Below are 21,070 nucleotides of genomic sequence, written 5' to 3' on the forward strand. Positions count from 1 at the left end.
AGGGGAATCAGATGGCAATTTCTGTGGGCGACCGGCTTCCTGACGTTCAACTGGCGTACATGGGGGCTGAGGGGCCGGAATTCGTCTCTCTGGGAGAGAAGCTCAAAGGGCGTCGCGTGGTGATTTTTGCGTTGCCGGGGGCGTTTACGCCGACCTGTTCATCGGCGCATCTGCCGAGCTTTATCCGCACCAAGGCGCAATTTGATGCGAAAGGCGTGGACGAGATCATTTGCATCTCTGTGAACGATATTCATGTGATGAAGCTTTGGGCCGAAATGTCAGGTGCGGACGCGGCGGGGATCACGATGCTCGCCGATCCAGCGGCCGAATATACCAAGGCCGTAGGCATGAGCTTTACCGCCGAGGCAATCGGTTTCATCGATCGGTCAGTGCGCTATGCGCTGTTTGCCGATGATGGTGTTGTCAAAGTGATCAACGTTGAGGAGGCACGCGGGGTTTGCGAGCTTTCGGGCGGTGAGACGATGCTGGACGACCTCGAAAAGGTCATGGCTTGAGCCAAGAGAAAAGGGCGCCAAGCGGCGCCCTTTTTTGAGTGTCAGGCTGTTTCGTCCTGACGAATGACGGTTTGTGTCGGGAAGGGAATGTCGATCCCCTCGGCATCGAACGCCTCTTTCACGGCGCGTTTCATATCGGCTTGAAACTGGAAGAGATCGCCGCTGTTGCACCAGACGCGCACCAGAAAATCGACTGAGAAATCCCCGAGATTATTGACCTGAATGAAGGGTGTCGGCTCTGCAAGGGCGCGGGGGTCTTCAAGCACGACGCGCCGGATGATCGCCTCGGCTTTCTTGAGATCAGCGCCGTAGCCCACGCCAAACAGCCATTCGGCGCGGCGGGTACTGTAGACGGAATAGTTGGTGATCGTGTTGCCCCAAACCTGCGCATTGGGCACGATGACCTGTACATTGGCGGCGGTCGCCAGTTCAATGAAGTTCAGCGAGATGTCCTTCACGGTGCCCATTTGCCCACCGACCTCTACGAAATCGCCAAGCTTGAAGGGGCGGAACAGGATGATCATCACGCCAGCGGCGACGTTAGAAAGGGTGCCCTGTAGCGCGAGGCCAACCGCAAGACCGGCGGCACCGATCACCGCGACGAAGCTGGTGGTTTGAATGCCGAATGTGTTCAGAACGAACAGGAAGGCAAAGCCAAGGATCACATAGCGCGTTATATTGGCGAGGAAGTTGAACAGCGTATTGTCGAGCTGTTCAAAGCGGCTCCCCACCGCCATGATCCGTTTGCGTGCCCAGCCAGCGACGAACATGCCTGCAAGCAGGATGAGGAGCGCTGCGAGAATATTGCCCATCACGCCCGCGAAGAAATCCACCGTCAGAACATTGGCGAGGGTTTGCCCTGCCCAGATCTCGGTCGAAAGTAGTTTTTCCATAATTACCCAGCCAAACTATCCATTTTCTTGGCGAGTTTTATGTCCAGATCACTGAGGCCGTCAACATCATGGGTTGTAAGGGTGACAGTGACTGTCTTGTATACGTTGAACCATTCGGGGTGATGGTTGAGTTTTTCGGCCCAGATCGCGGCGCGGGTCAAGAAGCCGAAAGCCTCCACGAAATTGCGGAAAGTGAAGGTTTTCGTGATGGCGTCGCGGTCGTCACAGAGGCTCCAGCCTGCGTCGTAAAGCGGTGCGAGGGTGGCTTCGCGGTCGATGTCGTTCAATTTCTGGGTCATTCCTGCTCCTCCATTTCGGTGCGGCGGAAAGGGCCGTAGCTGGTGAGAACTTCGATTTCGTGATCAACGGCCTCTCGTTCAGCATCGAGATAGCGCGCGACGGCGTCGCGGAAGCCGGGATCAGCGATCCAGTGCAGGGAATGCACCGGAGCGGGAAGGTAGCCGCGGGCGAGTTTATGCTCGCCCTGTGCGCCCGCTTCGACGCGGAGGCCGTGGGCGATCGCGTAGTCGATGGCCTGATAATAGCACAGTTCGAAATGCAGGCAGGGGTGAAATTCGGTGCAGCCCCAGTAGCGGCCAAAGAGTGTCTCCCGCCCGATGAAATTCAATGCACCAGCGACAGGTATGCCATCGCGGGAGGCGAGGGCGAGGACCACATCATCGCGCATGGTTTCGTGCAGGATGTCGAAGAAGGCGCGGGTCAGGTAGGGAGAGCCCCATTTGCGGCTGCCGGTATCCTGATAGAACACCCAGAAGGCATCCCAGTGCTCTGGTTGGATCTGGTCGCCGGTGAGCGTGATGATTTCGCCGCCGAAGGCCTGCGCGGTTGCGCGTTCCTTGCGGATTGTTTTGCGCTTGCGGCTGGAGAGCGCGGCGAGGAAATCATCGAAGCTTTTATAACCTTCGTTTTCCCAATGGAATTGCTGGCCCGTTCGGCGCAGAAGGCCGATCTCTTCTCCGATCTGGGCCTCTGCCTCGGTGCAGAAGGTGACGTGGAAGGACGATAGCCGGTTTTCCTCGGACACATGTTGGGCGGCTTGTAGGAGCGCGCTGATGCCGGTAGCTTCGTGGCCGGGGCGGGTGAGGAAGCGGCGGCCAGTTGCAGGGGTGAACGGAACGGCGATTTGCAGTTTTGGATAATACCGCCCACCTGCCTGCTCGTAAGCATGTGCCCAGTTGTGATCGAAGACATATTCGCCCTGGCTGTGGCTTTTGGCGAAGGTTGGGGCGACAGCGATTAGTTCTCCGTCCAACCGCGCGGCGAGGTAGTGCGGTTGCCAGCCTGTACCGCGCCCGACTGAGCCGCTTTGCTCCAGTGCCAACAGAAAGCGATGGGTTGAGAACGGATCGGACGGACGGCCATCATTTGTTGCTTCGGGGCAGGCGCAAGCGTCCCACTCGGTGGCGGGGATATCCGCGATGCTGCTGTGGGTCAGGATTTCGACGGCGGTTTCCATAGGGCTGAAAGTGGGGGATTTCGGCCCTAGGTCAAGCGGCATAGCCCTCGAAAGTGATATTGTCGGCAACGCGGCGGGCTTGAGCCTCTTGTTCAGGGGAGGTGACTGTCCAGCAAAGGATGGGCAGACCCTTTTTCTTGAGTGCCAGAACAGCCGGATTGGTGAGATCGGCAACATCGTGACTGATGAACGCCGCACTGACATCGAACACGTCAGACAGCGTTGCCAATTCAGCGCAGCGGCGCGCGGGGATGGTGGGCCAGTCCTCCGGTTTCCAGTCGCTGGTGGTGAGGCCGATCGGGAGTGTGGGGGCGGCTTTAGCGAATGCTCGCATACTGAACGGGTTGAAAGACATCACCGCAACGGGGCCGGAATAACTTGCGAGCACCTGCGCTGTTGCTTGTTCCAGCGGGCCAGTGTTTGGCCCCATTGCGCCGTCTTGGTCCTTGATCTCGATCAGGAGCGGGGTACGCCCGTCGACGAGATTTAGCGCATCGGCAAGTGTGGGGATGTCGTGTTTCCCGCCGAGCAGCGGAATGGCTCCCAATTCCTTGGCGGAATGTCGGGCCACAGCGCCTTGACGCCCTGTGAGCCTGCCGAGGTCGTAATCGTGAAAGACCATCGGAACGCCGTCTGACGACAGTTGCAGATCAATTTCGATGCCGTAGCCGCTTTCGATCGCGGCGGTGATGGCCTCGATCGAGTTTTCAGGGCGGCCCTGCGCGCGGTCGTGCAAGCCACGATGCGCGATGGGGCTTTCCAAGAAGGTATTGGGCAGGATCATATGATTTCAAAAATGCCTTCGATTTCGACTGCGACGCCGAAGGGAAGGGACGCGGCGCTGACCGCGGAGCGCGTGTGGCGACCGGCATCGCCGAGCGCTTCGACGAGGAAATCGGACGCGCCGTTGATGACTTTTGGCTGGTCGTTGAAATCGGCCGTCGAGTTAACGAAGCCGGTCAGCTTGACGACGCGGCGCAGCCTGTCGAGGTCGCCTTCGCAAGCTGCCTTCAGCTGCGCAAGAAGGCTGATCGCGCAGGCGCGGGCGGCTTGGGCGCCGTCTTCGACGCTCATGTCCGCACCCAGTTTGCCGGTGATGAACCCGTCTTCGTTGCTCGAGATCTGACCGGAGACAAACACCAGATTACCCGATTGAATAAACGGCACATAGTTTGCTGCGGGGGCCGGTGCGGATGGCAAAGTGATGCCAAGTTCGGCGAGGCGGGCTTCGAAATTTGAGGACATTGGGCTCTCCAAGACAATTTGGCGCGAAGCTATCCTCGCTGCGCGGTCAAGGCAATCCAAGAGGATGCATTGAGGTTCTCTGTTCGGGAGTGCAGAATTGAAAACGAATGAAAAACCGCGCGGGCGATTCCTTGCTTGCTACGGGAGAAGTTGTTGAGGGTTTGATGCAGAGCCGAGTGTCCACAAGAACTGCTGTGTTGATTGGGTTTTTGCTCGCCGTCGCGGGGTGTAGCGCCCCGCAGCATGGTGGCTTTGTTCATGACCCTTTCGAGGAAAGCAACCGGCAGACGCACGCATTCAACAAAGCGTTGGACGAGGCTGTGTTCCGGCCTTTGTCGCGTGGTGGGAACGCTGTTCCGAAAGAGGTAACAGGCGCGGTCGTCGATTTTGCCGAAAATACCGCCCTGCCCGGTATGGTCGTGAATGGTGTTTTGCAGGGTGATCTGGAAAGCGCGGGCATCAATACGGTCCGGTTCCTTATCAACACGACCGTAGGGATTGGCGGGTTGATCGACGTTGCGGATCGCATGAAGATCTACGAGCGTGAAACTGATTTCGGCGCGACGATGGCGCGGTGGGGCATTCCGGAAGGGGCCTATGTGGAGTTGCCTGTTTACGGGCCTTCGACCCAGCGGGATACGTTCGGGCTGGTAGTGGACGTTGTGTTCGATCCGCTGCAACTCTTTGTGCCGGATGTCATTGAGCCTTATATCGCGCCGAGCCGGATTGCTGGCGAGGTGATCACGCGCGGGCGGTTCTCGACCTCGGTGGATACCGTTCTATATGAGAGTGCAGACAGCTATGCGATCACGCGGCAGATGTACTTGCAGAACAGACGCTTCGAATTGGGACGGAACGCCCCTGCTGTGCCGAGCACACAGGTGGACACGGCAGACCCATACGCCGACCCTTACGCCGACCCATATGCCGATCCGTATGCGGACCCATATGCTGACCCTTATGCCGATTTGACGGGAGAACAATAATGTCGTTCGACTACCGCCGCCGCGAAATTCTGGCTTTGGCAATGGGCGCCTTGGCGACTGGTGCGCCTGTTGGGGCTGCTGCGCAGAGTGCGGCGCAGGCGCGCGCGCTGGTGGATCGCATCGTTGCCGACATCAACGCAGTGATCGCTTCTGGTAAATCAGAGGCGGCGATGATCCGTGATTTTGAAGGGATCTTTGACCGATACGCGGACGTGCCGATCATTGCACGTTATGCGCTTGGCGTTGAGGCGCGGCGTGCCAGTGCGGACCAATTGCGCCGGTTCACGGAAGCGTTCCGCGGCTATATTGCCCGCCGTTATGGCCGCCGGTTTCGCGAATTTATCGGCGGGCGTGTTGAGGTACAGGGCGAGCGAGAGATTCCGCGCGGCATTCAGGTGGAGACGCTGGCAATATTGCAGGGGCAATCGCCTTTCCGCGTTGATTTCCATGTTTCTGATGCATCGGGGAAAGTCCTATTTTTCAACGTGATCATTGAAGGCATCGACATGCTGCTGTCTGAACGCACGGAGATGGGTGCCATGCTGGATGCGCGGCGCGGTGATCTGGATGCATTGATCGACGCCGTCAAGGAAATCTGATGCGCGGGATTGCGGCATCATCGCTCTGGCTATGGGCATTGCCTGTCGCTTTGAGTGCTGGCCCTTTTGATGGGATCTACCGGCAGGCGGCGAATGCCGAATGTGGGCTTGTCGGGGTTGACGGCGGGGCGTTGGAAATTCGTGACAATGTTTTCTACGGGGTAGAAAGCCGGTGTGAGATGACGCGGCCGGTGAATGTGGATCGGATGGATGCGGTTCTCTATACGCTGGAATGCACCGGCGATGGTGGTGCGTGGTCGGAGCGGGTGATGATGATGAACGCCGCTGATAGCGACGATTTGTTCATGATCTGGGACGGCTACGCATTCCGTTATGCGCGCTGCCCCGAGGCGCAATAGCCTATCTGCCGCTGAGCAGCGAATTAAGTAGATTGATCAAAATGTTGGTGTCCTCATCCTGACCGCTGGGGCGGGAGGCTTCTGGGCCTTGCAGGCCGCGCAGAGTCTCGTTGATGGCGTTTGGTTCCTCCATTGGCAGCGGGATCGGATCGCTTTCGCCCAGTACATTGACCATCGTTTCGCGCCAGATCTCTGCGGGGAGGCCGGAGCCTGTGACACCCGTGAGCGGGGTGTTATCGTCATATCCCATCCAGACACCTGTGACGTAGTTGGCGGTGAAGCCGATAAACCAAGCATCACGCGCGCCCTGTGTTGTGCCTGTTTTGGCAGCAATATCCCAGCCGGGTATCTTGGCGCGTTGGGCGGTGCCAATTTCTGATACTTGGTTCATCATCCAGACAAGCTGGCGCGCGGTGCGTTCCTGAATGACGCGCTCGCCGATGCCGCCTCGGGCGTCCATCATCGGGGTTGCGTCGCCTTGAAGGCGCAGATCGACAAGCCCATAGGGCGTGACCGAGGAACCGCCGTTGAGAATGCCCGCATAAGCACCTGTCATTTCGATCAGCGTGCTTTCGGACGCCCCCAGTGCAAGTGCGGGGCCATCCGCCAGATCGGAGGTGATGCCAAAGCCTTCGGCAATGATGCGGACATTATCGCGACCAAGTTCCTCGGTAAGGCGCACAGCGGGGATGTTCCGGCTTTCGGCCATCGCTTGGGTCAGGGTGATCGGGCCTTTGAACGCGTTGTCATAGTTGCGTGGCGTGTAGGGGCCGGAGCCGGGGATCTGGATTGTCAGTTCAGAGTCATCCACCAGATCAAGCGGAGAGTAGCCCAATTCGAGCGCAGCCCCATAGACAAACGGCTTGAACGACGAGCCTGTTTGCCGGCTGGCTTGGGTCGCGCGGTTGAACAGGCCAGATGCCGCCAGATTACGGCCGCCGACCATTGCGCGCACCGCACCATCGGCCGACATGACGACGATCGCTGCCTCGGCGCCCGATCCTTCGCTGACGCGGTTTTCGAAGACCCATGTAAGGGCCTCCTCTGCTGCGGTTTGAATCTCCGCATCTAGCGTGGTGCGGATGATGACATCTTCCGTGGTATTGCGGGTGAAGAATTCCGGCCCTTCGCTCATCACCCAATCCGCGAAATAACCGCCTGAGCTTTCTTCGGCGGCTTCGGACAGTGGGGCGGGATTGGCGCGGGCGAAGGCGGCCTCTTCTTCGGTGAGGTAGCCTTCGCGCTCCATCAGACCGAGCACGACATTCGCGCGGTCCCATGAACGCTGGAGGTTGTTGGTTGGCGCGTAGGTCGTTGGTGCCTTGAGGAGGCCCGCAAGAATGGCGGCCTGACTTGGAGTGACTTGCGCGGCGGAGATGCCGAAATAGCGCTGCGCCGCGGCCTCGAAGCCACGGGTGCCTGCGCCGAGATAGGCGCGGTTGAGGTAGATGGTCAGGATATCTTCCTTGGAGTATTTCAACTCCATCGCCATGGAATAAAGCGCTTCCTTACCTTTGCGCATCAATGTGGAGCGGCGGCAGTCGGCCTCGTAGGCTGATTCGCTCTCCCATTCTGACGGGTCGTAGGGCACGCCAAGGCAAAGGAGCTTTGCCGCTTGTTGCGTGATCGTCGAGCCACCGTGGCCGGACAGCGGGCCACGGCCTTCGCTGAGGTTGATGCGGATGGCGCTGGCGATACCGCGCGGGGAGAGGCCGAAATGGCGGTAAAAGCGCCGGTCTTCGGTTGCAATGACCGCGTTGTGCAGATGTGGCGAGACGGTAGCGGCAGTGATCATCCCGCCGAACTGCTCCCCGCGCCAAGCGAAAGGTGATCCGTAGCGATCTAGCAAGGTGACCGAGCCGCGAGCGCGGCCGTCAACGAGGTCGGTAATCGGCGGCAGGGTTGCAGCAAAAAACAGGACAGCAGCCGCAATGCCCAAACCGCAGACCGCGCCAATGCGCCAGCCAATACCCCAGAGAAGCCTGACCACCAAACGGACAAGCCAGCCAAAAAGCGCCCAGACAAGGCCCAGCGGCCCGCGTCTGCGCGTGGGTTTTGCGGGCTTGCGCTTTTGCGCATTGGCCTTCTTCGCCTTGGGTTTGCGCTCGGGTTCCCGCTTGGTTTCGGGGTAGCGCCTATCCGCAACGAGAGGCGGTCTTTTTCCGCCGTCAGCTGTCATTTTCTGCGTACTGCCTGCCTTGTTTGCTCGCAGCATAACGCTTCGGATTCGAAAAGTTGAGGCGGGAAACAGCAGCATTTCGGCTTTTTCATTTGTCTAAATTTTAATCAAACCAGACAATTTGTGCAAAAATTGTGCAACTAAGGGCAATTTTTCGATTTTGCATGTGCAGCATTCTCTTGAGGCTCGGACGGTTACGGCTCCTTCTTGCTCGCAGGCGGCCGCTGAGGGCCGACGGCAACAATGCGCAAGGGGAATAAAGTGAAACTCATTATCGCTACAATCAAACCGTTCAAGCTGGAGGAGGTGCGCGAGGCCGTCACCGCCGCTGGCGTGCGGGGTATGATGGTGACTGAGATCAAGGGATTTGGTTCCCAATCCGGCCACACTGAAATCTATCGCGGTGCCGAATACGCTGTGAACTTCGTTCCGAAGGTCCGGCTGGAAATCGTCGTGCCCGACAGCATGGCGGAAGAGATCGTTTCTACGATCGCAAGCACTGCCAAAACTGAAAAGATCGGCGACGGCAAGATTTTTGTTCTGGATGTCGAAAGCGCCATGCGTGTGCGCACCGGCGAAACCGGCGACGACGCGCTCTGAGATCATTCCCAAGGGGACCAATATCATGAAACTACTAAAGACACTTCCTATCGTAGGTGCCATCGCGGTACTGCCGACGCTGGGCCTCGCGCAAGAAGGGCCGGTGCCGGGGGTGAATGCCTCGACCGACTCCGTATTCATCTTTAACTCACTGCTGTTCCTTATGGGCGGCTTCCTTGTCTTCTTCATGGCGGCAGGTTTTGCCATGCTTGAGGCGGGCCTTGTCCGTTCAAAGAACGTGGCAATGCAGTTGACCAAGAACGTCGCGCTCTTCTCGCTTGCGGCAATTTTCTACTACCTCATCGGCTACAACCTGATGTACCCGCTCGGCACTTGGGCCGTTGAGGGTGTGCTTTCGGGCATTTGGGGGCCTGGAGTCCTTGAAGCGGTTGGCGTGAGCGCCGCCGATGCGGATGACTACTCCTATGCGGCGACTGGCTCGGATTTCTTCTTCCAGCTGATGTTCTGTGCAGCGACTGCTTCCATCGTATCGGGCGCGCTGGCTGAGCGCATCAAGCTGTGGCCGTTCCTCATCTTTACGGTCATTCTAACCTCGATCATCTATCCGCTTCAGGCTTCCTGGAAGTGGGGTGGTGGTTTCCTCGACGAGATGGGCTTCCTCGACTTCGCAGGTTCGACGGTTGTGCACTCCGTTGGCGGCTGGGCTGCGCTGACCGGCGCGATCATCCTTGGCCCGCGTATCGGCAAGTACAAAGACGGCAAGACCATCCCGATCCCCGGTTCGAACCTCGCACTGGCCACGCTCGGCACGTTCATCCTGTGGCTCGGCTGGTTCGGCTTCAACGGCGGTTCGCAGCTGGCAATGGGCACTGTTGGTGATGTCGCAGACGTAAGCCGTATCTTCTCCAACACGAACGCTGCTGCTGCCGGTGGTGCAATTGCCGCGCTGGTTCTGAGCCAGCTTCTCTACAAGAAGCCTGACCTTACCATGATCCTGAACGGTGCTCTTGCTGGCCTCGTCTCGATCACTGCAGAGCCGCTGACGCCGACCTTGGGCGCTGCAACTCTGATCGGTGCTGTTGGCGGTGTGATCGTTGTCTTCGCTGTGCCGATGCTCGACAAGCTGAAGATCGACGACGTGGTTGGTGCCATTCCGGTTCACCTGCTGGCAGGTATCTGGGGTACGATCGCTGTTGTCTTCACCAACGGTGATGCGTCGCTGGGTACGCAGCTCTACTCGATCCTCGTCGTCGGTGCCTTCACCGTAGTTGTCTCGGGGCTGGTCTGGTACATCCTGAAGGCGACAACGGGTATCCGTGTCGATCAAGAAGCCGAGATCAACGGGCTCGACATGACCGAGCTTGGCATGGAAGCCTATCCTGAGTTCTCGAAAGGCTGATCGTTCCTCCTGACGGTCAAAACCTCTGCCCCGGGCGCGCAAATCGCCCGGGCCATTTTTTTTGGGCAAACAAAAAGGGCGGCCAATGGGCCGCCCTTTTACGTTAATGTATCGAAGCGTTATACGCGGGCGTCGACGATTGCGCGTGCGAGGAGCGGAACGGTTTCGGCGTTGAGGCCTGCAATGTTCATCCGGCTGTCGGACACCATGTAGATGCCGTTGTTTTGGCGCATTGTCTCAACCTTCTCCGGCGTGGTGCCGATTTGTGAGAACATGCCACGGTGGTGGGCGATGAAATCGAAGCGATCCGAATTGGAAAGCTGCCGCAGCTCATCGGCCAGTTGCTGGCGAAGGCCAAGCATCGAGAGGCGCACCTCTTCCAGCTCGGCTTCCCAATCGGCGCGCAGGGTGGGATCGCCCAGAATGGTCGAAACGATGCGGGCGCCGTGATCCGGCGGGAAGGAGAAGTTCTGCCGGTTCAGGAAATTCATATTCGCTTGGGCGATTTTCGCTTCCTTGTCATCGCGGGCGATGGCCATGAGGATGCCGGTACGTTCACGGTAGATGCCGAAGTTCTTAGAACATGAGGCAGCGATCAGGCACTCATCCATCGCGGCAGCAACTTTGCGCGTGGCAGCGCCATCGGCGTCCAGCCCATCGCCAAAACCTTGGTAGGCGATGTCGACCATCGGCACGGCGCCTTTTTCCTTCAGCAGGGCGATAACCTCATCCCATTGGGCATCCGAGAGGTTGGCGCCTGTCGGGTTATGGCAGCAGCCATGCAGAAGCACGACATCACCAGTCGAAATGCCGGAGAGGTCCGACATCATGGCGGAAAAATCGACGCCGCGGGTGGAGTCATCGAAATAGCGGTACTCGCCCATCTTCATACCGAGGAACTTGATGATGGATGGATGGTTGGGCCATGTCGGTGCGGACACCCAGACAGTAGCGTCAGGCGCGGCGCGGCGGATCAGCTCGAGGCCTTGACGGATCGCCCCAGTGCCGCCAGGAGTGGCAACAGCGGCAATGCGTTCCTTGGGTGCCGCGCCGGAAAGAACAAGGTCGATCATGCCGCTTGTATAGGCGGGATCCCCTGCAAGGCCGGTATAGGCCTTGGTGGTTTGATCTTCCCAGATGCGCTTCTCGGCGGCTTTGACAGCCCGCATGACGGGTGTGTTGCCGCTTGCGTCCTTGTAGACGCCAACGCCGAGGTCGACTTTGTTCTCGCGGGGGTCTTCCCGATAGGACTGCATCAACATCAGAATTTTATCGGCAGGCTGTTCTTTGAGATGCTCCAGCATCAGCTTTCTCCGGTTGCAATGGGAAGGTCGGCGTACATGCCCCATTCGGACCATGAGCCATCGTAGAGTGAATGATCGTTCTTGCCTAAACGGGTAAGGGCAAGCGAAAGAACCGCAGCGGTCACGCCTGATCCGCAGGTGGTAATGGCGGGTTTCGAGAGGTCGACGCCTGCCTCTTCGAACACTTTTGCCAGCGCATCGGTCGGCTTCATCGTGCCGTCGGCGTTTAGCGTGGTGTTGAAGGGGACGTTCTTCGAGCCGGGGATGTGGCCGGAACGCAGGCCCTCACGCGGCTCTGGGACTTCGCCTTTGAAGCGGGCGGCGGCGCGGGCGTCGATGATTTCGTGATCGCGCAATTTCGCGGCGCGGGCGACTTGCGTTACGTCTTTTACGAGGGTGTTCTGACGACGGGTGGTCATGTGTCGATCGCGAATCACAGGCGGCTCGTCGGATACAGGGCGACCCTCGGCCTTCCACTTGGGGAAGCCACCGTCGAGTACGGCGATGTCGGTCTTGCCCATAAGGCGGAACAGCCACCATACGCGCGCAGCAGAAAACAATCCGGAGCCATCGTAGACAACGACCTGATGACCGTCGCCAATGCCCATCTGCCGCATCCGGCTCATGAACTTCTCGACGGGCGGGGCCATGTGCGACAGTTCGCTGCGCAGGTCGCTGATCTCGTCGATGTCGAAAAAACGGGCGCCCGGAATGTGCGCGGCTTCGTATTCGGCTTCGGCATCGCGGTTGGCGTCGGGCATATACCACGACGCATCAATGATGCGCAGATCGGGATCTTTGAGATGCGCTGCCAGCCACTCGGTGCTGACCAGCGTTTTAGGGTCACTTTGCAACGGCGCAGACATGGTTTTCCCCTCTGATCCACGGTCTGGAGGTCTGCTGCTGACTACCCCGTGACAGGGAAGGTGGCAACCCACTTAGCCTATGGATGCTTGGATCAGCCCTGCCTCCGGAATAGGCAGGAGCCGCCGTGTGCTCAAGAGTTCTGCCGAAGCAGGCGCTGCTTCTGCCGGTTCCAATCGCGCTTCGCGTCGGTGGCGCGTTTGTCGTGCAGTTTCTTGCCTTTGGCGATGCCGATCTTCAGCTTCACCAAACCGCGATGGTTGAAGTACATCAACAGCGGCACAAGCGTCATGCCCTTGCGCTGAGTGTCATTCCACAGTCGGGCCAGTTCTTTCTTCGAGACGAGCAGCTTTCGTTTGCGGCGCTCTTCGTGGCCCCATGTCTTGGCTTGTTCATAGGGAGCGATATAGGCATTGGTGAGCCAAAGCTCGCCATCGTCTACAGAAGCATAGCTTTCGGCGATGTTCGATTGGCCGATGCGCAGGGATTTGACTTCGGACCCCATGAGCATGATTCCGACCTCGAGATCGTCTTCAATGGCATAGTCGTAACGGGCACGCCGGTTCTCGGCGATCACTTTGTAGTTCGGATTGTCCTGTTTCTTTGCCATGATGCACAGGAGATATGGGAAGCGCCGCGCGGGTACAAGCGGTTGTGCCGGTCGGGGGTGAGGAAAACCGCTGCGCGCAATCGAGTGCGTCATGGGGGAACGGAATGGCGATACGCCAATTGAACAATGCCTTGACGCGGCGGATATTTCTGGCGCGGCACGGGCTTTTGGCGGAGCCAATAGGCAAGGCAGGGCCGCGTGAGATCGCCGCGTTGATCGGAGATCTGGGATTTGTTCAGGTTGATAGCGTCCTGACATTTGCGCGCGCCCACGACATGATTTTATGGTCGCGTCGTCAGCGCTACCGGCCGCAGGTTCTGGGGCTTGTGCATGCGCGGGACAGGGCAGTTTTCGAGCACTGGACCCATGATGCGTCTGTCATCGCGATGGAGGCGTTCCCTTTCTGGCGGCTTAAGTTCGAGCGGGAGCGGGAACAACTGGCAGCGCGCTGGGCGAAATGGCAGCGCACCGATTTTTTGGACCAGATTGACGCCGTGCGCGGGCAGATTGCGGAACGTGGGCCGCAATCGAGCCTTGATGTCGGTGTTGGTGAGAAACGCAACTCTGGTGGGTGGTGGGATTGGCATCCGTCGAAGACGGCGCTGGAGTATCTGTGGCGGACGGGCGAGCTGTCGGTGACGCGGCGCGAGGGGTTTCGCAAGATCTATGATCTGACCGAGCGGGTGATTCCGCCCGATATTCATGCGCGATACGCCGATGTGCAGGAAACGGTCGCATGGGCGTGTGCGACGGCGCTTGACCGGCTCGGGTTTGCAACGAACACGGAACTTGCCAATTTCTATGATCTGATCAGCAAGTCAGAGGCGCGGGAATGGTGCGCGGCGGCTGAGGCGCGCGGCGAGATCGTGCCGGTTGAAGTTGAAGGAGCGGACGGGCAGGTGAAGCGCTGTTTTGCGCGGCCCGATGTGTGGGAAGGCGTGGGTGATGTGGCGTCACCCAAGCGGGTGCGGCTGCTGTCGCCGTTTGATCCGGCGTTGCGTGACCGGAAGCGGGCGGAATGGCTGTTCGGTTTTCGCTACCGGATCGAGATTTTCGTACCGGAGGCGCAACGGACATTCGGTTATTACGTCTTTCCGGTAATGGAGGGAACGCGGCTGATCGGGCGGATTGATATGAAAACCGACCGCGCCGCAGATGCGTTGGTGGTGCGGGCCTATTGGCCTGAAGCGAATGCTGCGTTGGGCAAAGGGCGGTTGGCGCGACTGGAGGGGGAACTGGACCGAGCGCGGCGCTTTGCGGGTGTTGCGACGGTGGTTTTCGAAGATGGGTGGCAGCGTTTGCCAATAATGTGAGCCGTTAGTGGCGCGGAGGACGTGCGCGGTAGGTGGGCAAACGCCAACCGAACGCAAGGCTGCCGGAGCGCAGGGCCAAAGTGACAACCGCACAGATTGCTAGGGCGTTGGGGTCTGACAATCCAATGGAGCGGGCGATAAGCGTCGCCGCTGCGCCGGCAAAGGCTGCGGTCAGGTAGAGTTCGCCTTGTTTGAGGACCAGCGGCACTTCGTTGCACACCACATCCCGCATCAAGCCGCCGAAACAACCTGTCGAAACCCCCATGATCAAGGCGATGGCCCAATGGCTCTCTAGTGCGAGAGCGACGCCCACCCCCGCAGGGACGGCGACGGAGAGGGCGCAGGCGTCGAGCCATGTGAGAACTTTCAACCGGCTTTCGAAGAGATGGGCAGTGAAGAACATCAGGAGCGCAGCAGCGCACGCAACCGCGATGAGAGTTGGGTCGGCCACCCAAAAGAGTGTTTCACGCGAAAGAAACAGATCGCGGAGGGTGCCGCCGCCAACGGCTGTAAGGCAGGCGACAAAGATGAAGCCTACCAGATCAAGCTGGGCGCGGCTGGCGACAAGCGCGCCGGTGAGCGCGAAGATAAAAACAGATGCGTAATCGAGGCCGGTGAGGAAGGTCATGGTTTGAACGGAGCCATGCCACGGCGGGCCAGTTCGTCCGCGCGTTCGTTTTCGGGGTGGCCTGCATGGCCTTTCACCCACTCCCACGTCACGTTATGTTGCTGGCGGGCTGCATCGAGGCGCTGCCAGAGGTCCTCATTTTTAACCGGCTTTTTGTTGGAGGTGCGCCAGCCGTTTTTCTTCCATCCGAAAAGCCATTGGGTAATTCCGCCTTTAACATAGGCGCTATCGGTCACGACGGTGATGGTGGAAGGGCGCGACAGGCTTTCCAACGCATTGATCGCGGCGAGCAGTTCCATACGGTTGTTGGTCGTGTCTGCCTCGCCGCCGCAAAGTTCGCGCTCCTTCAGGACGGTTTCGCCGTCTTTCGCGAGCAGCAGTGCTCCCCAGCCACCGGGGCCGGGATTGCCGCTGCAAGCGCCGTCAGTATAGGCGAAGAGATCAGGCATCGTTTTGGAGTCTCGCGCAAATTGTCACGAATGGTTCCTGTTTTCCGGCCAGACCGGGGCCTTCATCTTCGTCTACATGGAGGGGCTCGAAGCCTGTATCATGTAGAATGGATTGCAGGTCAGTGACGGAAATGTAGGTATAGAACCGGCCAAGTGAGTCGCGCTTTTCGCCCTCTCCTGTCTTCATCGCGATGTGGAAGATTCCGCTTGGTTTGAGGGCGCGGGCGATGGCGTGCAGATGGCGGGGGAGATCGCCCCTGCGGGCATGCAGGAGGCTGAAATTGGCCCATGCACCATCATAGGTGGCTTGCTGCGTTATATCATCGAAACTGGCGACGCGGGCAGGAAGGCTGTAGGTTTCCTGCGCGAGGGCAACCATTTCCGCTGAGGCGTCGAAGGGATCGGGATCCAGACCGGCAGCCCGCATGAGAGCGGATTCGGTGCCGGGGCCACAGCCGATATCAAGTACTTTGGCAGAAGGGGGCAGGAGCGCCATGAAACGTTGCAAACTGGCGGTTGGCTGGGTTGTGGCCGTCATGCGCAGATAATCGCCAGCCTTTGCTGCATATGTCTCAATTGTTTTGGGATCGGCGCTCATGGAACCGCTTCCAGCGGGACATAGCCCGGCATTGCGGCGATGCGCGGGAGCCAGTCATTGAGCGCGGGGAATCGCGCCATATCGTAGCCGCCGCGCGAACCTGCGGTGTGGGTATAGGCATAAAGGGCAATATCAGCGACGGAGGCCTGAGTGCCGGCGAACCATTCGTTGCTTGAAAGGTGTTCTTCCATCAGCGCTAGGACTACATGACCGCTTTCGAGAAGTTCTTCCATGCGGGCCGGTGTCGCGAGGTGGGCGCGCTCGGGGTAGGTGCGCAGCGAGGCGCGGACTGCGATAACGGGTTCATGGCGGTTTTGCTCAAAAAACATCCACGCGAGCATTTGTGCTTGCTGGAGACTGTTCTCTGGCAGCCAGCCGGACCCTTGCGCGAGGTAACACAGAATGGCGTTTGACTCGGAGAGGATGTTGCCATCGGGCAGGTGCAGGGCGGGGAGTTTTCCCATGGGTGCATTGCCGCTTGCTTTGGCTTCGGCAAGGGCGGCGCTGCCGTTTTCGCAGGCGATGTGCGTGTATTCCAGACCTAGGAACGACAGCAGTAACCGGACCTTGTAGCTGTTGCCTGAACTGGGCATCGAATAGAGGCGTAGGCCAGACATCACAGCGCACCGATGGCGAGCGATAGGCAGACAATCGCTGTGAGCGTAATGCGCAAGCGCATCCACCAAGGCGGGGTCAAACCCTGACGCCAGAATAACCAATCAATCGCCAAGACCCCAAGAAACCCGATGATCAGATTTAGTGCGGCGGTGACAGGTCCGCCGCCGGTCATGAAAAATGCCCAGAGTGCGGGTATGACCGAGAGCGCATAACCTGTCGCGGCGACGGTGCCGGAGGTTTTGGCGGCGAAGCCCCATAGCACCCCAGACATAAATGAAAGGATGATCGTGCCGTAAAAAAGCTGGACATATGGGCCAACGAAGCGCCCGCCGAGCGTCGTGTAGCCCCAGTCAGCCAACGTCGGAGAGAGAAGCGTCGCGGCGCCCCAAAGGAAAGGGATCAATCCAGCGAAACCGAGGATCAGAGCGGAGCGGGGTATCTGGCTCATGTCGGTTGCCTCAGCACTCTGGGAACTTTGAATTCGACATTTTCCTGAGCGGTTTCCACGATCTCGACCGTTACATCGTAACGTGCCTTGAAAGCGTCGATCACCTCATTGATCAGCTCTTCGGGCGCGGAGGCACCGGCGGTGACGCCGACCGACTTGATGCCTTCCAGCGCGCGCCAGTCAATATCGGTGGCGCGTTGTACAAGTTGCGCGTAATCGCAGCCTGAGCGGGCGGCGACCTCCACCAAGCGCCGTGAGTTGGACGAGTTCGGGGCGCCGACGACGAGGAGCGCATCGCATTTAGGCGCGATGGCCTTTACCGCCTCTTGGCGGTTCGTCGTGGCGTAGCAAATATCTTCTTTGTGGGGGCCGACGATCTGCGGGAACCGCGCTTGCAGGGCGGCGACGATTTCGCGGGTATCGTCCACTGAAAGGGTCGTTTGAGTGACAAAGGCCAGCCGTGCTGGATCGCGCACTTTTACATGCGCTACATCATCGACCGTTTCGACCAACAGAACCTCGCCATCGGGCAATTGCCCCATGGTGCCGATGGTTTCGGGATGGCCGGCATGGCCGATCATGATCATTTGCAGGCCGTTTTCGCTGTGGCGGGCGGCCTCGATATGCACCTTGCTGACCAGCGGACAGGTAGCATCGACAAAGAGCATTTCCCGCTGCGCGGCTTCAGCCGGTACCGACTTCGGAACCCCGTGGGCGGAGAAGATCACCGGACGATCTGGCGGGCATTCTGACAGTTCCTCGACAAAAACAGCGCCCTTTGCACGCAAACCATCCACGACATAACGGTTGTGGACAATCTCGTGCCGGACATACACGGGCGCGCCCCATTTCTCGATCGCCATCTCGACAATTTTGATCGCGCGATCAACGCCAGCACAGAAGCCGCGCGGGGCTGCAAGGTAGAGGGAGAGGGGCGCTGACATTGCTTTCCTTTTTCGCTCTTTCCGGACGGGGATCAGGACGGTTTCAGGGTATGCGCGACTTGGGAGATGTTTTCCAGCAGGAATTGCGATTCGTCGTGTTCGCGCAAAAAGACATCATTCCAACCCTTATTTTTATAAAATAAATGCCTAAGTTGATTAATCTAAATCGCTTGGTCGCCGTATAATTGTAAAGCGTATCCGTTTGGCGAATTCTTCTTGTGGGTGCGCGCTTTCGTATAGCAAGCTTGACCAAAGAAGAGCGGAGTAGCCGATGGGAACGACTGAAAACGGACCAAGATCGGCGGAGTTGTTTAATAAGGAACGCCGTCTGCGATCCATCAAGATAACAGGATTTGTTATCTTTGGCATGATCACATTGTGGTTAGGGCTTAGCCTTTTCTTGGGGCTCGAAAAGATGTTGGTTTCGACAACGCCAACATTTTTGGGCACGTTCATTCTATTTCTTTGTATTCGTATGGACCGCGACGGTATCGGGCGCTTTTTATGGGTGATCGGGTGCCTTGCGGGAATTTTCATGGGGGCGCTTTTTACCGATCCGGCAAGTAGGCTCGACGTGCTATTTCTTGTCGCGGCCGGAGCGCCTTTTGTGCTTTTTTCGCTGCGGTCCGAAAAAGGTTATATTTTTGCGACGACTTTGGCAGCGCTTGGGCTTTGGGCGACCTACTGGATGATCGATGTAGAGGCGCTGGGACTGATTGATCCGCAGGCGGTCGTTTACAAAAAGGAGATTGGCGTTGCGGCCTCTCTGACCGCCTTCGCGGTGATCATGATCGAGATCTTCTATTTCGCCCAGTTGAACCGGCGGTTTAGCGATGTCCTTGTTGCGAATAACGAGGAGTTGAAGCAGGCGACGCGGACCAAATCAGATTTCTTCGCGGCGATGAGTCATGAGATCAGAACGCCGATGAATGGCGTGGTTGGCATGCTGGAAATGCTGGAAACGGGCGAGCTGGTGCCAGAGCAGCGCCGCATGTTGCGCACCGCTCGGGAGAGCGCTTTTTCGCTCCTGCGGATTATTGATGACGTTCTGGACATCAGCAAGATCGAGGCAGGTAAGTTGTCCCTGACACCTGTACCGACGAAGATGCTCTCGCTTTTTGAAAGTGCGGTTGAGGCGGTGAAGATTGTCGCGGACCAGAAGAACGTTGTGGTGCAGTTGGATGTATCGCCGGATATCCCCGACATCATGAGCTGTGATCCGGGGCGTTTGCGGCAAATCATCCTGAACCTGCTCGGTAACGGGATCAAGTTCTCTGCACGAAACGAGCAGACAGAATATGCCTTGGTACAATTGGTCGTGCATCGCTGGGACGCCGATACCCTGAAAATCAGCGTGATCGATAACGGAATCGGCATGGATGAAGAAACGCTCGCCAAGGTGTTCGCGCCGTTCGAGCAGGGGAAAGCGAGCGCGTCGCAGCTGCGTGAGGGCACGGGGCTTGGGCTGACGATCGTCAAGCAACTCGTTGACAAGATGGGCGGTTCCGTGGCCGCAAGTGGCCGGTCGGGGCAGGGCTCGCAAATTGACGTTTTTTTGCCGATGGTGGATGGGCAAGGAACGCTGGTTCGTGACGACTTGGATGGCGTGAACGTGATTGGACTGGCGGCAGGTCATCCGATGCGGGAAGCATGGCGGCGGGCGATGGAAGCTGTTGGCGCTAAGGTCGCATGGGCGGAATCCGAGAGTGAATTGAGCCGCCTTGTTCACATGGCGAAGCCAGATACGCTGGTGATGATTGCGGCGCTGGACAAGGAGTTCCAGTATGATGAAAATGTGGTTGCGCGGTTCCATCATGCGTTTCCGACCCAGCGCTATCTGACTGTGACCAATGACCGCCGGAAAAAATACGGATTGGTCGCTCCTACGCATTATGTCGTTGAATGCGCGCCGTTGTTGCCGTCGGAGCTGATCGAGGGACTGCGGGTTCTTTCGGGGCGCCAAACGCTGGATATATCGGTTTTCGGCGTCGCTGAAGAAGCGATTGCGCTTCAGGCACCGGCACATTCGGAAGGCGGGCAAAGCAACCGGCTATTGGTTGCTGAAGACAATTTGGTCAATCAGTCGGTGTTGAAACTACAACTCGAGAAGTTGGGCTATGAGCCGGTGATCGTTGATGACGGCGTTGCCGCGCTGGATCTGTGGCAGAAGGAAGATTTCCCGATCGTGGTGACTGATTGCCATATGCCGAACCTTGACGGGTTCGAGCTGACGAAAGAGATCAGAAACGCCGAGAAAACAGCCGATTATAAAGATCGTCCGCGAACGATCATCGTTGCCATCACCGCAAATGCGATGGCGGGCGAGGCCGAAAAGTGCCTGGAGGCGGGCATGGATGACTTCCTCGCGAAGCCGGTCCGGATGAATGATCTCGGCCGTATTTTGCGGCGCTGGAACGAGCACTTGGAAAGCCTTGCCAGCCTCCCAAGTGAACGCAAAAAAGCAGATGAAGTTCTGAAAGATCAGGACTGATCTTGTGTTTCCATAGGCTCGCGAGCGGGGCGACCGACAACATCGCGCAATTCCTCAAGCTCGATAAAGTTGTCGGCTTGGCGGCGCAGATCATCGGAGATCATTGGGGGTTGGCTGCGGATCGTGGAAACAACTGAAACCCGTACGCCCTTACGCTGAAGAGCCTCGACAAGGCGCCGGTAGTCGCCATCACCAGAGAACAAGACGATGTGATCGACGTGATCAGCGGTTTCCATCGCATCGACCGTAAGTTCGATATCCATGTTACCTTTGACGCGGCGGCGTCCTTGGCTGTCGGTGAACTCTTTGGCGGGTTTGGTAACCATGTTGTAGCCGTTATAGTTCAACCAATCGACGAGCGGACGGATCGGTGAATAGTCGTCATTCTCCAGCAGCGCGGTGTAATAGAATGCGCGTAGCATCTTGCCACGGCGCATGAATTCCTGACGCAGAAGTTTGTAATCAATATCGAAGCCGAGTGCTTTGGCTGCTGCGTATAAATTCGATCCGTCAATAAAGAGCGCAAGGCGCTCATCTCTATAAAACATTAATCAATTCCCTTTACTTGCTCCCGCCTGCATGATCCGTGA

General features: G+C 58.3%; 24 protein-coding genes. 8 read left to right on the top strand and 16 right to left on the bottom strand.

Annotation, left to right across the window (positions count from 1 at the left end):
• Positions 1-11 precede the first annotated feature (11 nt).
• The gene (locus tag AB1E42_RS02480) at positions 12-515 is read left to right on the top strand and encodes a peroxiredoxin (RefSeq protein WP_368345420.1); all 504 of its coding nucleotides are present in this window, start codon (positions 12-14) and stop codon (positions 513-515) included.
• 41 nt (positions 516-556) lie between these two features.
• On the opposite strand, the gene AB1E42_RS02485 is transcribed toward AB1E42_RS02480, so the two are convergent.
• From AB1E42_RS02485 to AB1E42_RS02505, 5 genes are read right to left on the bottom strand one after another with little or no spacing between them, the layout of a single operon-like run.
• Positions 557-1,408: a mechanosensitive ion channel family protein gene (locus tag AB1E42_RS02485; RefSeq protein ID WP_368345421.1), complete on the bottom strand. Its 852-nt coding sequence runs from the start codon at positions 1,406-1,408 to the stop codon at positions 557-559.
• Positions 1,409-1,410: 2 nt separating this feature from the next.
• On the bottom strand, positions 1,411-1,707 hold the full coding sequence (locus AB1E42_RS02490) for a 4a-hydroxytetrahydrobiopterin dehydratase (RefSeq protein WP_368345422.1): 297 nt from the start codon (positions 1,705-1,707) through the stop codon (positions 1,411-1,413).
• A complete protein-coding gene (locus tag AB1E42_RS02495) occupies positions 1,704-2,885 on the bottom strand; it encodes a GNAT family N-acetyltransferase (RefSeq protein ID WP_368346354.1) in 1,182 nt (393 codons plus the stop codon). The genes AB1E42_RS02490 and AB1E42_RS02495 overlap by 4 nt, the downstream gene beginning before the upstream one ends.
• Positions 2,886-2,916: 31 nt before the next feature.
• Positions 2,917-3,669: a glycerophosphodiester phosphodiesterase family protein gene (locus AB1E42_RS02500; protein ID WP_368345423.1), complete on the bottom strand. Its 753-nt coding sequence runs from the start codon at positions 3,667-3,669 to the stop codon at positions 2,917-2,919.
• Positions 3,666-4,130 carry a RidA family protein gene (locus AB1E42_RS02505; protein ID WP_368345424.1) on the bottom strand — a complete coding sequence of 155 codons (465 nt, stop codon included), beginning with the start codon at positions 4,128-4,130 and terminating at the stop codon, positions 3,666-3,668. The genes AB1E42_RS02500 and AB1E42_RS02505 overlap by 4 nt, the downstream gene beginning before the upstream one ends.
• 176 nt (positions 4,131-4,306) lie before the next feature.
• Between AB1E42_RS02505 and AB1E42_RS02510 the strand changes: the two genes are divergently transcribed.
• The 3 genes from AB1E42_RS02510 to AB1E42_RS02520 are packed head-to-tail and all read left to right on the top strand — an operon-like array spanning position 4,307 to position 6,074.
• Entirely contained in the window at positions 4,307-5,116 is an 810-nt protein-coding gene (locus AB1E42_RS02510; protein ID WP_368345425.1) for a VacJ family lipoprotein, read from the top strand.
• Positions 5,116-5,715 carry a phospholipid-binding protein MlaC gene (locus AB1E42_RS02515; protein ID WP_368345426.1) on the top strand — a complete coding sequence of 200 codons (600 nt, stop codon included), beginning with the start codon at positions 5,116-5,118 and terminating at the stop codon, positions 5,713-5,715. Before AB1E42_RS02510 ends, AB1E42_RS02515 begins: the two co-directional genes overlap by 1 nt.
• Positions 5,715-6,074 carry a hypothetical protein gene (locus AB1E42_RS02520; protein ID WP_368345427.1) on the top strand — a complete coding sequence of 120 codons (360 nt, stop codon included), beginning with the start codon at positions 5,715-5,717 and terminating at the stop codon, positions 6,072-6,074. The genes AB1E42_RS02515 and AB1E42_RS02520 overlap by 1 nt, the downstream gene beginning before the upstream one ends.
• A gap of 1 nt (position 6,075) precedes the next feature.
• Here AB1E42_RS02520 and AB1E42_RS02525 read toward each other — a convergent pair whose 3' ends face one another.
• Positions 6,076-8,253 (bottom strand): transglycosylase domain-containing protein, encoded by a 2,178-nt coding sequence (locus tag AB1E42_RS02525; RefSeq protein WP_368345428.1) that lies wholly within the window; start codon positions 8,251-8,253, stop codon positions 6,076-6,078.
• Between the two features lie 261 nt (positions 8,254-8,514).
• Between AB1E42_RS02525 and AB1E42_RS02530 the strand changes: the two genes are divergently transcribed.
• Entirely contained in the window at positions 8,515-8,853 is a 339-nt protein-coding gene (locus AB1E42_RS02530; RefSeq protein ID WP_368345429.1) for a P-II family nitrogen regulator, read from the top strand.
• Between the two features lie 25 nt (positions 8,854-8,878).
• Complete coding sequence (locus AB1E42_RS02535; protein ID WP_368345430.1) at positions 8,879-10,213, top strand: ammonium transporter; 1,335 nt, start codon at positions 8,879-8,881, stop codon at positions 10,211-10,213.
• A 119-nt stretch (positions 10,214-10,332) separates the two neighbouring features.
• Here AB1E42_RS02535 and AB1E42_RS02540 read toward each other — a convergent pair whose 3' ends face one another.
• From AB1E42_RS02540 to smpB, 3 genes are all read right to left on the bottom strand, one after another.
• Positions 10,333-11,517 (bottom strand): aromatic amino acid transaminase, encoded by a 1,185-nt coding sequence (locus AB1E42_RS02540; RefSeq protein ID WP_368345431.1) that lies wholly within the window; start codon positions 11,515-11,517, stop codon positions 10,333-10,335.
• Positions 11,517-12,383 carry a 3-mercaptopyruvate sulfurtransferase gene (sseA, locus tag AB1E42_RS02545; RefSeq protein ID WP_368345432.1) on the bottom strand — a complete coding sequence of 289 codons (867 nt, stop codon included), beginning with the start codon at positions 12,381-12,383 and terminating at the stop codon, positions 11,517-11,519. Before sseA ends, AB1E42_RS02540 begins: the two co-directional genes overlap by 1 nt.
• 131 nt (positions 12,384-12,514) lie before the next feature.
• Positions 12,515-12,991 carry an SsrA-binding protein SmpB gene (smpB, locus tag AB1E42_RS02550; protein ID WP_368345433.1) on the bottom strand — a complete coding sequence of 159 codons (477 nt, stop codon included), beginning with the start codon at positions 12,989-12,991 and terminating at the stop codon, positions 12,515-12,517.
• Between the two features lie 104 nt (positions 12,992-13,095).
• Here smpB and AB1E42_RS02555 point away from each other — a divergent pair, with 104 nt between their 5' ends.
• Positions 13,096-14,304 (top strand): winged helix-turn-helix domain-containing protein, encoded by a 1,209-nt coding sequence (locus AB1E42_RS02555; RefSeq protein ID WP_368345434.1) that lies wholly within the window; start codon positions 13,096-13,098, stop codon positions 14,302-14,304.
• 4 nt (positions 14,305-14,308) lie between these two features.
• Here the strand turns inward: AB1E42_RS02555 and AB1E42_RS02560 are convergent, their stop codons facing one another.
• The 6 genes from AB1E42_RS02560 to ispH are packed head-to-tail and all read right to left on the bottom strand — an operon-like array spanning position 14,309 to position 17,989.
• The gene (locus tag AB1E42_RS02560; RefSeq protein WP_368345435.1) at positions 14,309-14,932 is read right to left on the bottom strand and encodes a trimeric intracellular cation channel family protein; all 624 of its coding nucleotides are present in this window, start codon (positions 14,930-14,932) and stop codon (positions 14,309-14,311) included.
• Positions 14,929-15,381 carry a ribonuclease HI gene (gene rnhA, locus AB1E42_RS02565; RefSeq protein ID WP_368345436.1) on the bottom strand — a complete coding sequence of 151 codons (453 nt, stop codon included), beginning with the start codon at positions 15,379-15,381 and terminating at the stop codon, positions 14,929-14,931. Before rnhA ends, AB1E42_RS02560 begins: the two co-directional genes overlap by 4 nt.
• Positions 15,374-15,979 (bottom strand): class I SAM-dependent methyltransferase, encoded by a 606-nt coding sequence (locus AB1E42_RS02570; RefSeq protein WP_368345437.1) that lies wholly within the window; start codon positions 15,977-15,979, stop codon positions 15,374-15,376. The genes rnhA and AB1E42_RS02570 overlap by 8 nt, the downstream gene beginning before the upstream one ends.
• Entirely contained in the window at positions 15,976-16,596 is a 621-nt protein-coding gene (locus tag AB1E42_RS02575) for a glutathione S-transferase family protein (protein ID WP_368345438.1), read from the bottom strand. Before AB1E42_RS02575 ends, AB1E42_RS02570 begins: the two co-directional genes overlap by 4 nt.
• Positions 16,596-17,045 (bottom strand): DUF3429 domain-containing protein, encoded by a 450-nt coding sequence (locus tag AB1E42_RS02580; protein ID WP_368345439.1) that lies wholly within the window; start codon positions 17,043-17,045, stop codon positions 16,596-16,598. The genes AB1E42_RS02575 and AB1E42_RS02580 overlap by 1 nt, the downstream gene beginning before the upstream one ends.
• A complete protein-coding gene (gene ispH / locus AB1E42_RS02585; RefSeq protein WP_368345440.1) occupies positions 17,042-17,989 on the bottom strand; it encodes a 4-hydroxy-3-methylbut-2-enyl diphosphate reductase in 948 nt (315 codons plus the stop codon). Before ispH ends, AB1E42_RS02580 begins: the two co-directional genes overlap by 4 nt.
• Positions 17,990-18,260: 271 nt before the next feature.
• Here ispH and AB1E42_RS02590 point away from each other — a divergent pair, with 271 nt between their 5' ends.
• Entirely contained in the window at positions 18,261-20,480 is a 2,220-nt protein-coding gene (locus AB1E42_RS02590; protein ID WP_368345441.1) for an ATP-binding protein, read from the top strand.
• Here AB1E42_RS02590 and AB1E42_RS02595 read toward each other — a convergent pair.
• Positions 20,471-21,028, bottom strand: coding sequence for an NYN domain-containing protein (locus AB1E42_RS02595; RefSeq protein ID WP_368345442.1), 558 nt, complete (start codon positions 21,026-21,028; stop codon positions 20,471-20,473). The genes AB1E42_RS02590 and AB1E42_RS02595 overlap by 10 nt on opposite strands.
• Between the last annotated feature and the right edge of the window lie 42 nt (positions 21,029-21,070).

The organism is Pelagovum sp. HNIBRBA483 (assembly GCF_040931995.1).
Taxonomy (GTDB): Bacteria; Pseudomonadota; Alphaproteobacteria; order Rhodobacterales; family Rhodobacteraceae; genus JAEPMR01.